At 65.3% G+C, this 13,464-nt stretch carries 13 protein-coding genes; 2 read left to right on the forward strand and 11 right to left on the reverse strand.

The window, feature by feature from the left end; translation table 11 throughout:
* The 8 genes from WCJ52_RS07080 to WCJ52_RS07115 all read right to left on the reverse strand — a co-directional run.
* A partial coding sequence (locus WCJ52_RS07080; protein ID WP_336902604.1) for an MlaD family protein occupies positions 1–727 on the reverse strand: 727 nt, incomplete at its 3' end.
* Positions 727–1,530, reverse strand: a complete 804-nt coding sequence (locus WCJ52_RS07085) for an ATP-binding cassette domain-containing protein (RefSeq protein WP_336902605.1) — start codon at positions 1,528–1,530, stop codon at positions 727–729. The genes WCJ52_RS07085 and WCJ52_RS07080, both read right to left, overlap by 1 nt.
* Entirely contained in the window at positions 1,530–2,645 is a 1,116-nt protein-coding gene (locus WCJ52_RS07090; RefSeq protein WP_336902606.1) for an ABC transporter permease, read from the reverse strand. Before WCJ52_RS07090 ends, WCJ52_RS07085 begins: the two co-directional genes overlap by 1 nt.
* Positions 2,646–2,742: 97 nt before the next feature.
* A complete protein-coding gene (locus tag WCJ52_RS07095) occupies positions 2,743–3,669 on the reverse strand; it encodes a 2OG-Fe(II) oxygenase family protein (protein ID WP_336902607.1) in 927 nt (308 codons plus the stop codon).
* Positions 3,666–4,529, reverse strand: a complete 864-nt coding sequence (locus WCJ52_RS07100; protein WP_336902608.1) for a PfkB family carbohydrate kinase — start codon at positions 4,527–4,529, stop codon at positions 3,666–3,668. The genes WCJ52_RS07095 and WCJ52_RS07100 overlap by 4 nt, the downstream gene beginning before the upstream one ends.
* Positions 4,526–5,470, reverse strand: a complete 945-nt coding sequence (locus tag WCJ52_RS07105; protein ID WP_336902609.1) for a nucleoside hydrolase — start codon at positions 5,468–5,470, stop codon at positions 4,526–4,528. Before WCJ52_RS07105 ends, WCJ52_RS07100 begins: the two co-directional genes overlap by 4 nt.
* 43 nt (positions 5,471–5,513) lie before the next feature.
* Positions 5,514–7,163 carry a sulfatase-like hydrolase/transferase gene (locus WCJ52_RS07110; RefSeq protein ID WP_336902610.1) on the reverse strand — a complete coding sequence of 550 codons (1,650 nt, stop codon included), beginning with the start codon at positions 7,161–7,163 and terminating at the stop codon, positions 5,514–5,516.
* 12 nt (positions 7,164–7,175) lie between these two features.
* The gene (locus tag WCJ52_RS07115; protein WP_336902611.1) at positions 7,176–7,835 is read right to left on the reverse strand and encodes a DsbA family protein; all 660 of its coding nucleotides are present in this window, start codon (positions 7,833–7,835) and stop codon (positions 7,176–7,178) included.
* An 83-nt stretch (positions 7,836–7,918) separates the two neighbouring features.
* Here WCJ52_RS07115 and WCJ52_RS07120 point away from each other — a divergent pair, with 83 nt between their 5' ends.
* Positions 7,919–8,305: a hypothetical protein gene (locus WCJ52_RS07120; protein ID WP_336902612.1), complete on the forward strand. Its 387-nt coding sequence runs from the start codon at positions 7,919–7,921 to the stop codon at positions 8,303–8,305.
* Positions 8,306–8,440: 135 nt separating this feature from the next.
* Here the strand turns inward: WCJ52_RS07120 and WCJ52_RS07125 are convergent, their stop codons facing one another.
* From WCJ52_RS07125 to WCJ52_RS07135, 3 genes are read right to left on the reverse strand one after another with little or no spacing between them, the layout of a single operon-like run.
* Complete coding sequence (locus tag WCJ52_RS07125) at positions 8,441–9,421, reverse strand: transglutaminase family protein (protein ID WP_336902613.1); 981 nt, start codon at positions 9,419–9,421, stop codon at positions 8,441–8,443.
* Positions 9,422–9,429: 8 nt separating this feature from the next.
* A complete protein-coding gene (locus WCJ52_RS07130; RefSeq protein ID WP_336902614.1) occupies positions 9,430–10,374 on the reverse strand; it encodes an alpha-E domain-containing protein in 945 nt (314 codons plus the stop codon).
* The gene (locus WCJ52_RS07135; protein ID WP_336902616.1) at positions 10,371–11,786 is read right to left on the reverse strand and encodes a circularly permuted type 2 ATP-grasp protein; all 1,416 of its coding nucleotides are present in this window, start codon (positions 11,784–11,786) and stop codon (positions 10,371–10,373) included. Before WCJ52_RS07135 ends, WCJ52_RS07130 begins: the two co-directional genes overlap by 4 nt.
* A gap of 348 nt (positions 11,787–12,134) precedes the next feature.
* Between WCJ52_RS07135 and WCJ52_RS07140 the strand changes: the two genes are divergently transcribed.
* The coding region (locus WCJ52_RS07140; RefSeq protein WP_336902615.1) for a BamA/TamA family outer membrane protein at positions 12,135–13,464 on the forward strand (1,330 nt) is incomplete at its 3' end.

Consider the following 13,464-nt stretch of genomic DNA (forward strand, 5'->3'; position numbering starts at 1 on the left):
GAGTCTCAGTCGCAGCGTCTGTAAGGCTCTTGAGGGTTTGAGCGCCTTCGCCCTCGACGAGCCCGCGACCTGAGGCGGAGAGGGCGGCGATCTCCTGGGCGGCTGTGTTGACGCTCTTAAGCGCCGCTTCGGTCTCGGCGATCATCGACTTGCGTCGTACCAGTTCCGCAGAGACGACCTCGACATTCCGCAGCGAAGCCTGGATCGCGGCTATGTTCTCAGGCGTAAGCATCGCGTTGACCCCCTGGAGGGCCTTCACGGTTTCTGAAAGTACCGATTCGCCCCCAGACATGAGGCCGGAGAGGGCGGATGGCCGGGATTCAATAACGGGCGTCTTGCCGAAGGGAGCCTGCTCGCGGATCAGGGGATTTGACCGCGTTCCCGCAGTGACCTGGATAAAATTCACCCCGGTGATGCCGAGAGGCTCGATGGTCGCTACGGAGTCGCTGCGAACAGGAACGTCTGCCGTCATGCGAACGTGTGCGAGCACCTTCTCGGTGTTTTCAGGATCCAGTTCGATCTGAGTGAGTTCACCCACCTTGATCCCATTGAACCGGACTTCACCGCCCTTGCTCAGCCCGTTCACGGGCCCCTGGAAGACGATGTCATAGTTCTGGAAATCCCTGTTGAGGTTGAACTGGGCAAGCCAGATACCAAAGGCGAGAAGGCCCACAAGAAGAATAAGGGAGAACAGTCCCACGAGGGCGTAATTGGCGGTTTTTTCCATCAGGCCTGGGTCCGGAATTTCTGGGAGGCAGCGCGCCCCCGTGGACCCAGGAAGTATTCCTGGATCCAGGGGTGCGTGGAGGTTTCGAGGGTCTGGACGGGTGCCACCGCTACGACATGCTTGTCCGCAAGTACGGCCACGCGGGTGGTGATGGCGTAGAGGCTGTCCAGGTCGTGGGTGATCATGAAGACCGTAAGGCCAAGGCTGCGTGACAATTCCAGGATGAGGTCGTCGAAGGCGGCCGCGCCGATCGGGTCCAGGCCGGCAGTCGGTTCGTCGAGGAAGAGAAGTTCGGGGTCGAGAGCCAGGGCCCGCGCCAGGCCAGCCCGCTTGCGCATGCCCCCGGACAGTTCTGAGGGTTTAAGGTCGCAGGCCTCGGGGGGAAGTCCCACCAGCCCGATGCGGATCTCCGCGAGTTCCCGGATGGTCTTGCGGGACAGGCGCGTGTGTTCCACGAGGGGTGCCTCGACATTCTCTGCCACGGTAAGGTTGGAGAAGAGGGCGCCCTGCTGGAAAAGCACTCCCCAGTGGCGCTCGATCGATCCCCAGGTTCGGCTCGGATCGGCGTGGATGTCATGCCCGAAGACACGAACCGAACCGCCGTCCGGACGTTTGAGGCCGATGATGGTGTTGAGCATGACCGACTTGCCGGATCCAGAGCCGCCGACAACGCCAAGGATCTCGCCGCGTTCCACTGTAAGATCGAGGTCCTCGTGAATGACCCGGCTCCCGAACTGTGAACGCAGGCCCCGGATCTCGATGGCCGGGGCTTCAGCTTCGCCCCCTAGGGCCTCGGGAGACATCACAGGTCCAGCTTCATGTAGATCAGGGCGAAGACCGCATCGATCAGGAAGATCGCGAAAATGGCCTGTACGACCGCAGACGTCACCCTCTCGCCGAGGGACAGGACATCGCCCTCCACCAACATGCCCTGCCGGCAGCCAATCCCGGCGATGGCGATGGCCATGACCGGCGCCTTGGACAGGGCGATCCAGAAGTGCGTATCGCCGACGTTCTCGACCAGTCGGGTCATGAAGAAGCTTGGCCCCAGGCCCAGCATGGCCCAGGTGATTAAGGCACCGCCCATCAGGCCCGCCACAGTGGCGACGAAGGTCAGGAGCGGGATCGTCAGCAGGAGCGCGACGACACGCGGGAAGACGAGGGCTTCGAAGGGATCCACGCCCATGACCTTCATGGCGTCGACCTCCTGGGTCATTTTCATGGACCCGATCTCGGCGGCGAAAGCCGATGCGGACCGGCCAGCCAGCAGCACAGCCGTGATCACGATGCTGAACTCCCGCGTTACGGCGATGCCGATGAGTTCGACCGCGAAAACCTCGGCCCCGAACTGCCGCAGGGTGTTGACGCCCAGAAGGCCCACCACGGCGCCGATGAAGAAGTTGGCGACGACGACGATCGGTATTGCGTCGAGGCCAGCTCTCTCGGCCATGGAAACGCAGGGTGCCCAACGGATGCGGCTGGGATTGGCGAGGCTGCGCGCCGTGACCACCATCAACTGTCCGGCAAAGGCAAGGATACCGTAGGTCTCGGCGCCGATCCCGATGACTCCACGTCCGATTCGTTCCAGTAGGGCCCTGAAGGGCCCTGGCCCGACCCGCCGCTTCGGTCGCGCTGCGTCGGCGGCGGCAACCATCTCCAGGAGGCGAAGGTGCTCGGGCTTGCCGCGCACCCGTGACAAGTCGCTGCCCGGCCCGAGAGACTGAAGCACGGCCCAGGCGCCCGCTATGTCCATGCGGCGCACTCCCTGGAGGTCGAAGGCACCCTCCGGGAGCGTGCTGGCCTGCCGGATGAGGGACTCGCCCACGGGCTGGACAGGCGCGCCGCACCAGTCGCCGGTGAGGCGAAAAGCCGGGTCGTCCTGGGTGTCCGGTGGATTGAAGGCGGGCGAAAGGGGCATTTACAGGTTCCTGCGCGAAACGGCGACGCCGCTGCGCATTTTGTCAATTTAGTCCAAGCCCCGGTCATGGCGCAAAGGCCTTGTCGCGGTATCGGCTTCAGGCCAGTCCGATTTCCCGGAGTCGCTGCGCCAGGAACTCACCTGCGGTGATGTCCGGTTCGGGGCGCCTTTCCGCCTGACAGGAAGGGAGGGCGGCGAGGGACAGGTCCGACTGCGGATGAAGGAAGAAGGGCATGGAGTACCGGCTGACATTGGGTCCCTCGGGGTTCACTACCCTGTGGGTTGTGGCGCCGATCACGCCGTTAGTCAGCCGAGCCATCATGTCACCGGTATCGACGATCAGCTTCCCCGGCTCCGTCTCCACCGGGATCCAGGCCCCGTCCTGGTCGCGAAGCTGGAGGCCGGCGCCCCGGGCGGCCACCAATATCGTGAGGAGGTTGATGTCCTCGTGTGCCGCCGATCGGACGGCTCCAGGTGGCGCGTCTGCCGAGACCGGCGGGTAGTGCAGAAGCCGAAGGATCGAGGGCCCGTACCGGACCCGGGAGTCAAACCAGTCTCCGGGGAGCCCAAGTGAGGGGGCGAGGGCGGACAGAAGCAGGCGTCCGGTCCCGTCCAGGGCGTCGTAGAGCGACTGGAAGGTCTCCTGGAAACCTGCCAGGCCGGAGGGCCAGACATTGGCGGGCAGGGGCTCCACCTCGAGGGCTGCCGGTGTGGGCTCCCGCCCGATCTGCCAGAACGCCTTCAGGTCGGGCGAGCGGCTGTCCTTGGCATGTTCCGCCCCAAAGGGAATGTAGCCCCGCAGCCCCCGGGCGGAAGCCAGCTTGACCGCATCGGGAAGGGCGAAAAGGTCCGCCGACATGCGGTAGGCGGCGTCCAGGAGCCCGGTTGGGACATTGTGGTCCCCCAGGATCACGAAGCCCCAGCGCTGGAGGCCTGCGAACAGGTCGTGTTGGAACCGGGCGCGTTCTGCCTCGCTGCCTTGGGTGAAGTCCGAAAGCCTGAGTTCTGGGACGTGCGTCGTCATCTGATCGCCCCTTCCAGGAAGGCGTCGACTTCCGCCCTATCAGGGCAGGCGGTCTGGGCGCCGGGACGAGTCGCCGCAAGGGCAGCTGCGGCGCAGGCAAAGGCCAGGGCGTCAGAATCGCTGCGGCCCTCCAGCAGGGCCAGCAGGAGGCCTGCGGTGAAGACATCGCCGGAGCCGGTGGTGTCCACGGCCCTGATCCGGGGGGGCTCGGCCTCTGCGCTCAAGACGCCGCCCCGGAGCATGCACACCCGACCGGCGCCTGAGGTGATGACGAGGGCGCCCCGGACCCCTGCTGTCCGGGATCCCAGTGCCTCCGCCTCCAGGGCATTGACCACCACGAGATCGGCGCGTTCGAGGCAGGTGTCCGGTATGGGCCCAAAGGGCGCCAGGTTCAGGGCCACGAAGCCCCGGGCCCGGGCGACGGCGGCGGCGACCAGGTCGACGGGGCACTCCAGCTGGCAAAGGAGGGCGTCGTCGATCGTCGTCGGAAGGTCACTGGGCCTGGCCATCGCATTGGCGCCCGAGGCGACGCTGATCTGGTTTTCCCCTTCGGGACTGACGCTGATCAACGCAACCCCGGTGTGGGTGTCTGCGAGCCGGGCGACCAGGCTGAGGTCGACTCCCGCAGCCCGCAGGAGGGCGAGGGCTTCGTCGGCAAAGGGGTCGGCCCCCGTCCGCGCCCACAGCCGCACGGCGCCGCCCAGCCGGGCCAGGGCGAGGGCCTGGTTGGCGCCCTTGCCGCCGGGATGACGTTCAAGCCGCGCGCCGATGACGGTTTCCCCAGGGCGGGGCAGGGGCGCGCCTGACGCCACCAGGTCCAGGTTGACTGAGCCAACGACGAGGATGGAGGGCCGGGTCACGCGGCCTGTCCGAGGAGACGGTAGATCAGGTCGAAGGCACGGTCGGAATCGGCGTCCACGGCCCAGTCGGCATTGGCGGGTCGTTCGGGACCCACGCGGTATTCCACTGCCGTATGGCCAAGGGTAAGCGGAGATGAGGTCTCAATCGCCAGAGCGCAGGGGCGGAAGCGGAAGGTACCAGGATCCAAAAGGGCGAGGATGACGCAGGGATCGTGAAGCGGCGGCGGCCCACCCGTCCCGAGCCTGGCCTCTGTCCCGGCGCTGAAGGCCAGAAGCCGGCTCGCCGCCGCCGCTGAAGCTCCCGACAGCTCCGAGATCTTGCGACGACGGGCTTCCGTCGCCGTCACCTGGTGGGTGACGTCCAGCCCGAGGAGGGCGAGTTCGACGCCTGACCGCACGACCTCGTCCGCCGCGTGGGGGTCTGCGAAGATATTGAACTCGGCGGAGGCGGTGATGTTACCGCCCTCCCGACGCGCCCCGCCCATCGCCACCACCCGTCGGATGCGGGGGATGATGTCGGGCGCGCGGCGCATGGCCTCGGCGAGGTTGGTCATCGGGCCGGTGAGGGCCAGGGTCACCTCTCCTGACGGTCGGCTGCGGAGGGTCTCGACCAGGTAGTCAACGGCGTGGAGGGGTTCCGGGCCCCTCGCCGGAGTAGGGACAGGCAGGTCGCCAAGGCCGCTGACCCCATGGAAGTGGTCAGCTGCGACCGGCTCCCGGGAGAGGGGACGCTCCATCCCTGCGAACACGGGAACGTCCGGGCGACTCGCGATCTCACGAACCAGGCAAGCGTTTCGTGCGGTCAGGTCCCCGCCGACATTACCGGCCACCGTCGTGATGGCCAGGACCTCAAGCGCGTCTGGCGCGGCAAGCGCCAACAGGAGGGCGATGGCGTCGTCGACGCCGGGATCGCAGTCGATGATGAGGGGGAGGCCGGGCATGGCCCAGCTTCCCCCGCTTCGGGCGTCCTTCGCAAGCCAGCCCCTAGTTGTCCCAGAGGATGTACTCCTCACCCGCTTTCTGGGGCCGTCCGGACGGATGGTCGATGAAGACTGGACCCTGGAGCAGGGAGGGCCAGAGCGGCTTTGCACTCTGGGTGTCCTGACGGGCCAGGAGGGCGAGCATGGCCTTGACCCGCTCGGGTTCCTTGGCCGCGAGATCGACTTTTTCCGTCGGGTCCGTCGCCAGGTTATGTAGCCACACCTTGGAGCGCGCCTCGTTGCTCTGGAGCTTCCAGTCCCCATCACGCACGGCCTTGTACTGGCCTGAACGCCAGAACAGGGTCTGGTGCGGGCGTCCCTTGATCTTGCCATTCACATAGGGAGCCAGGTCGACCCCGTCGATGATCCTATCCTTTGGAAGCGCGGCCCCTGCGGCTGCGGCGATGGTCGAGAAGATGTCCACGTGCCCGACGGGATTGGGATACCGGGTTCCGGCGGGCAACTCGCCCGGCCACTTCATGAAGAAGGGCGTATGGATTCCCCCCTCGAAGAAGGTCGATTTCCAGCCCCGGTAGGGCTTGTTGATGTCATCAAGACCGATGTAGCCGGCTCCGCCATTGTCGCTGGTGAAGACGATCAGGGTGTCCTTTTCGAGGCCTTCCTCGCGGAGAGTCGCCAGGATCCGCCCGACGTTACGGTCGAGGTTGCGCACCATGGCGCCATAGACCCGCAGGCGGTGATCCTTGATCTGGGGCAGGGCGTCATAGTCCTCACGCGTAGCCTGCAGCGGAGTGTGGATCGCGTTGGGAGCGAAGTACATGAAGAAGGGCCGGTTGCGGTTGGCGCGGATCGCGCTCACCGCCTGGTCGGTCAGGTAGTCGGTCATGTAGCCCTTCGGGGCGAACATTTCCGAGCCGTTGTACTGGACCATATAGGGCAGGTTCGGCCACAGGAACTTGTCGATCGGATCCCACGGCTGCTTGGAGTTGACCACGGTCTTGTCGCGGACCGGAAGGAACAACGACGCGCCCGACATGAAGCCCAGGCTCTCGTCGAAGCCGCGGTCCTCCGGTCGCGATCCGGGATTGGCGCCGAGATGCCACTTGCCGAAGTGCAGCGTGTGGTAGCCTTGGCCCTGGAGAAGCTTGGCGATGGTAATCTCGCTGGCGGGCACCGCCATGGATTCCATGGGCGGAACGTCCTTGACCCGTTCCTTGAAGAACTTGGGCCGGACGGTGACGCCGGGCTCGGCGGACGTCCCCACCATCCGCTCGAAGGCGACCGGAGCCGGGGTGAACTCGAAGCCCACGCGAGTTGCGTAGCGCCCGGTCATGAGCGAAGCGCGGGAAGGCGCGCAGGTGGCGTTACCTGCATAGCCATTGTCAAAGACGACGCCGTCCCGGCCGAGGGAGTCCATGTTCGGCGTGGGGACAGCGCCTGCAGCCACCCCTCCGTTGAGGGTCAGGTCATTGAAGCCCATGTCATCCACCAGGATGAAGATGACATTGGGGCGGCTACGGGTCGGCGGTCGGTCCGCGGGCCCCTGCTCCCAGGTCACTTCCCGGTTAGGGGCGATGTGGGGAAGCCGGGACTGGGCGATCAGGCTCAGAACGGTGGCGCGGTTGACCCAGGCGAGGGCTCCGAGGCCGGCCAGGATGAGCAGTCCGATGCCGAGGACTTTCAGGAATTTCATCGGTTCGCCTCCTCAGGCGGTCTTGCGGGGGGAAAGACCCTGCTGCTCCAGGCGCCAATGGAACTGGTCCATGCGGTCCTGGCCAAAGAAGGGTTCATTGTTGAAGGTGATCATGGGCACGCCGTAGTGGCCAGCCTGGCGCTGAGCCATCTGGTTTTCCTCGATCACGGCGTGAAGCCTCTCGGATTCGGCTTCGACGCGATCAAATAACGCCTTGGGGTCCAGCCCCGCGCGCTGCGCGGCTTCGGCCAGGTGATCGCCCTCGTGCCAGTTGTCCACCTGGCCGCTCCAGATCGCCGTGCTGACCTCCTTCAGGAAGGCCAGGCCCTGGCCCGCCTCGGCGGCGAGTACGCCCAGCCGTGTCAGGCGGTGAATATGGGGCTGATCCTTCGGATAGGTTCCGGTCGCCATGTCCATGTAGACGGGGTCCGGGCGGGGCCAGCGGAAGGGCAGTCCGAGGAACTCGGCCTCTCGCCGGGTGTCCATCATCAGGTAGGAAAACCAGAGGGGATCGCGCCCCTGGAAGAATTCCGGCGTACGGACCGCCAGGGGATAGACCGGGCGGACGCGGCAGGTCACGTCATACTCCGCCTCCAGTTCCACCAGCCTTGGAGTGATCAGGTAGGAGTAGGGAGACCGGAAGGACCAGTAGAGGTCGTATTCAAGCGCCATTCGAAATCTCCCTGCAGAGCGTTGTCGAGTCGGGCCGGCCTCGCATAGGCTCCCCGGAGTGGGAAGCGATCGGGGAGGTTCGGATGCTAGCTTTGAGAGTTGTTGTGGGCGCACTGGGGCTGCTTGCCCTGATGCTGGCTGCGCGGATCTGGGTGGATCCGGCCGCGGTCGCCACCCAGTTCGGGCTTCTGTTGAATGGTGAGTTGGGGCAGGCGACCCTCAGGGCGGACATTGCCGGTCTCTTTGCTGGGACCGGTGGCCTGGCCCTCTTCGCCGCCATCAAGGCAGACGGCCGTGCCCTTCTGGGACCAATCAGCCTATTGGGCGCCGCGCTTGCGGGGAGGCTGCTCAATCTCGTCCTGGCGGGGTTCACCTTCAACCAGGTGGCACCCATCCTGATCGAGGTGCTTGCCTTGGCCATACTTGTCGCCGGATTCAGGGGGCTTCGTAAACCTGACGTCGCAGTTTGATCCGGGGGGCTATTGTCCCCGCACGACCCGAATGCATCTCCAGCGGCAAGCCACGGGCGCACGATTTTCCTCCCCGAACACCAGGGGCTAGATTGAGATATCGACACTCAGAGTGCAACAAGTTTGGCGGGCCGCCTACTGTTGCTGCTGCTGTTGGCGCTCGAGGAGGAGGGCACCGGAGCCGGGACGCCGGCGGCCGCCCCCACGAGCAAAGCTCGGGCCTGCGAGGCCGATGAACTCGGGTTCCGCTGACGTGGCCCGGGCACGACGCACATTAACTCCGACCGCTAGCTGGCTCTCCGCCTCGCCCTTGTAGACGCCGCGTGAAGGCGGGACGTCGGCATAGTCCCTGCCGATGGCTGCAGAGACGTGCCGCTCTCCAGCCAGGGAGTTGTTTGTCGGGTCAAAGCCGATCCATCGGGTGGAGGGAAGGAACACTTCGACCCAGGCGTGGGAGGCCTCGGGGTCCGAACGGTCCCCTCCCTCGCGATCGGTAAACAGGTAGCCCGACACATACCGCGCCGGTACGCCCCAGCTGCGGCATATGGTGATCATGATGTGGGCGAAGTCCTGGCAGACACCCCTGCGGGCAGACAGGGCAAGGTCGATCGGACTTTCCGCATCTGTCACGCCGGGTTCATAGTCGAAGGCCTCGTAGATGACTTCGGACAGGTGTCTTATGGCGGTGAGCGGGTCCTGCTCCCTCAGCCTGTCGAGCCCACGTTCGGCGACAAAGTTTCTCAGGGCGTCGGTTTCGATGCAGAACCCCTGCAGCCTCAGGAAGTCGAAATTGTCTCCCAGGACACTGGCACTCTTTAGGCGGTCCCATTCGCCTGGATCCAGAGCCTCGGGGAGGGGGGCCGGCGCGGCGGTCTCGACCACGGACCGCGCGGTAATGGTCAGCTGATCATGAGGGTGCGGGACGTCGAAATGGTAGACGGCGTTACCGTAGGGGTCTGCGTAGGAAAAGACCTGGGCGGCGGGATCCAGCTCGAGATCAAAGCTGGTCAAGCGTTGTTGGGGCGTCTTTCGGGGCTGCATCCAGACTTCCATCAGGCTTTCCCGGACAGGGGCCGCATAGTGGTATCGGGTGACGTGTCTGACTTCGAGCAGCATGGGATTTCCTAGGCGGGAAGCCGCATTTCGAGGGAATAGGCGACGAAGGTGTCGTAGATTCCTGCGTGAAGCCGGGCGCATTCCTCCAGGACGGTCGCCACCAGATTGTCGGACTCTTCTCCCCCCAGGGCCTCCGGGTCTGCATAGAGGAGCCGGGCCTTCAGCCTTCCTGCTAGGCGCTCGGGTCCAGCCCCGCCTCCGAGGTCGACATTTCGTCCGACGCTGGACAGGTGTTCCTCGATCCGGGCCGTCGAGAATCGAAGGGACCTGGGAAAGTCCTCGTCGAACATCAGGAACTGGCGGATCAGGCTCGGCTGGATGTCGGCCGTGTGTTTGCGCAAGTAGGGTTCCAGGGCGCAGCTCATGCGAAGCAGGGCTGTCATGGCGGCATGCTCGGTGACTGGCCGTCCCAGGCTTCGCCCAAAGCCGGCCTGCAGGAGTTTGCCGATCAACTGGGCGCGCTCGATGAACACGCCGAGCTGCAGGAAGCCCCAGCCTTCGCCATGGCTCATGGTGGCGTCCGCCGCGCCCTTGAACAGGTGCAGGTCGGCGATGATGTCGTGCAGGAACTGGGAGGGGGCGTCGGAGAAGTCGCGCGCGGCAGCTTCGCCTGTCACCCTCAGGTAGATCAGGTTCAGCCGCTCCCAGGTCTCCGTGGTCAATTGGTCGCGGACCTGGCGGGCGTTTTCCCGGGCCCTGGCGAGGGCCGCCGTGACAGAGTCGCCGTTCTCGCTGTCCATGGTGATCGCCAGGGCGGCGTCCCAGGGCGAAAGCGGCGCGTCGTTGTGTCCGTCGGTGATGGCCGAGATCACCATGTCCGCGACCTGCCCCGAGCTCTCGGTCCTGTCGAGGGTGGCGTTGAGGAGAACGTCAGCGAGCCGGCACATATGCTCAGCGCGCTCCACATACCGACCGATCCAGTAAAGGCTGTCCGCAACCCGGGCGAGCATCATGGCCGGGCCTCCTGGCTGTCGCCCTCGCCGAGAACCCAAGTGTCCTTGGAGCCACCACCCTGGCTGGAGTTCACCACCAGAGAGCCCTTACGCAGGGCGACGCGGGTGAGGGCACCAGGGGTCACCCGAATCTTGTCGGCCGACAGGATAAAAGGGCGCAGGTCGACGTGCCTCGGGTCGATGGCGCCGTCGATCAGGCAGGGGGCCGTCGACAGCTGGATAGTGGGCTGGGCGATATAGTTCTCAGGGTTCGCCCTAAGGGCGTCGGCGAAGGCCTCCCGCTCCGCCTGAGTGGCGTGGGGGCCGACCAACATTCCATAGCCGCCGGAAGCCCCCACCGCCTTGACCACCAGGCTGTCGAGATTGGCCAGCACATGGGAAAGCTGCGACGGTTCGCGGCACAGATAGGTCTCGATATTGGGCAGGATGGCGTCCTGCCCCAGGTAGTAGCTGATGATCTCCGGGACATAGGCGTAAACCGCCTTGTCATCGGCCACGCCTGTCCCCGGAGCGTTACAGATCACGACATTGCCGGCACGGTAGGCGTTGAAGAGACCAGCGACTCCCAGGCTGGAGTCCCTGCGGAATGTCAGGGGGTCGACGAAATCGTCGTCCACGCGTCGGTAGATGACGTCCACCCTGCGGAGGCCGGTGGTGGTGCGCATGTAGACCATGTTGTCGTGGGTCACGAGGTCGCGACCCTCGACCAGGGGTACGCCCATGAGCCGGGCGAGGTAGGCGTGCTCGAAGTAGGCAGAATTGTAGACACCCGGTGTCAGGACGACGACCTGGGGGTTGGGGCGCCAGTCGGCAGCCATGCTCCGAAGGGTGGAAAGCAGGAGGTCCGGGTATTCCTCGATCCGGCGGACACCGGCCTTCCGGAACGAGCCCGGGAAGGTACGCTTGGCGGCCTCCCGGTTCGCGAGCATGTAGGAAACGCCCGAAGGCACACGCAGGTTGTCCTCGAGAACGGCGAACCCGCCATCTGGCTTGCGGATGAGATCGCTGCCGCAGACGTTGGCGTAGGCCTGGTGCGGAACGAAGAGGTTCTGCATTTCCCGCCGGTAGGAGGGAGCCCCCAGGACGAGTTCCCGCGGGACGACACCGTCCATCAGGATCTTCTGGTCGCTGTAGATATCGGCAAGGAACATGTTCAGTGCCCTCAGGCGCTGGGTCAGCCCCGCCTCGATCGTCGCCCATTCTGTCGCCGGTATGATCCGGGGCAGGAGGTCGGTGGGAATGATCCGCTCGGTCGAGCTTTCGGCCCCATAGACGGTGAAGGTGATGCCCTGCAGAAGGAAGAAGCGCTCGAGCAGGCGCTGGCGCTCAGCGAGGTCTTCGTCTGCGAGCGAGGCGACGCGCCGGGCGAGGGCCGCATAGTGAGGCCTCACCTCTCCCGTCGGATCCATCATCTCGTCATAAGGTTTCACCGCCGCGGCGTGTGCACCGGGCAAATGAGCAGGATCGGACAAAGCGTATCTCACCCGGGGCTCCCTTCCGTTCGGATACGGCAAGGGAGAAGCCTAGACATTGAGGGACCTGCATAGAGTGGCAAGCCGGGTTTGGCGACTACCACCCCCGCCTCTGCCCTGTTTTCGGGCACCTGCCAGAAAATTGAGCGCTGTCGCCTCCTCGCCTCGGCGGATGACAGAGGGTGATCCGGCAGGCTATCTCATCCCTATTGAGGGGGCGCGGGCTTGGCTTGGACGCGACGGTTTCAGAGGCGGATCCTTGCGGCGGGGCTTTTCGGGCTCAGTCTCATGACTGCGGACGTCGCGGTGGCGGCGACCCCTGTGATGCGCGCTCGTCTGCGGGGTGACCTGCCGGCAGATCTGCGGACAAGGATCGAGGCCGCGATCGGGACCACGGAACGTCCCGTCCGCAGCCGCTTCGATGCCCGGCAGCGAGCCAATACGGCTTCTGGCGAAGTCGCCGCGGCCCTGCGTTCGGAAGGCTATTACGAATTCAGCGTCCAGCCAGGCATCTCTGATGACGCCGTGGCGGAGCCCTTTGTCGATGTCTCCATGGGACCCCGATTCCAGGTCGCCGAACCCCGGATCGAATGGGTCGAGCCCACGCCGCCGGAGGCGCTGCAGGCCCTCGGATTCAGTCGGCTGGAGCTCAAACCCGGTCAGCCGGCCAGGGCAATCGATGTCGTTTCCGCCGAGGCGAGGGTCTTGTCGGCAATTCAGAAGGAAGGTTACGCGGACGCCTTCATCGGCCCGAGGGAAGTCATCGTCGATCACGCTGACCGGACCCTCAGGCCGATCTATCGGATCAGTGCCGGCACCATTGTGCGGCTGGGAGGCGTTCGCCTGGAAACCGAGGGGCGGACCCGGGGCGACTGGCTGGCCTCCCTGGCACCCTGGGCGAGCGGCGTGCTCTATGTTCCAGAAACCCTGTCGGACCTCGAGAAGCGGCTTGTCGAGACAGGGGTGTATGATCAGGTCTCAGTATCCCTGGCGTCCCCTGAAACCGTGGGTGACGACGGGGCCAGGGACGTAATCGTGACCCTTGTCGACAGGCGGCCCCGACGACTGGAGGCGGGCGCAAGTTACGCGAGCAGCGAGGGCCTCGGGGCCGACATGCGGTGGAGCCATTTCAACCGCTTTGGGTTGGCGGACACGAGCGCGATCTTCGCCCGGGCTTCCACCGTCGATAGCCGTCTGGGCGCAGAGATCTCCCTGCCGCACTGGCGTCGGTTTCGCCAGTCGCTCAATGGCTATGCGGCGGTCTACAATCGTCAAACCTCGGCTTATGATGAGGCCGGCCTGGAAGTCCGCGCAGACGTCGAGCGGCGGAGGTCCGACGTGTCCTACGTGACCGTGGGCGCCGCGCTGGAGTACAGCCAGACCCGGGAGCGGGATCCCTTTTATGTTTCGATCCGCACCCGGGAGCAGTTCATCGCATCGCTTCTGGGCGCGGTGGCCTACGACCAAACGGACGATATCCTCGACCCCAGGTCGGGCTGGCGGGTCGACGCAAGAGCGGAACCGACCGCCATCACAGGCAGCGTCACCCTCAGTTATGTCAAGGCAACCCTTCAGGGCTCCGCCTACCTGCCGCTGGGGGCCGACAGACACACCGTCC

Origin of the sequence: Phenylobacterium sp., from assembly GCF_037138395.1 — a bacterium.
Classification (GTDB): Bacteria; Pseudomonadota; Alphaproteobacteria; order Caulobacterales; family Caulobacteraceae; genus Phenylobacterium.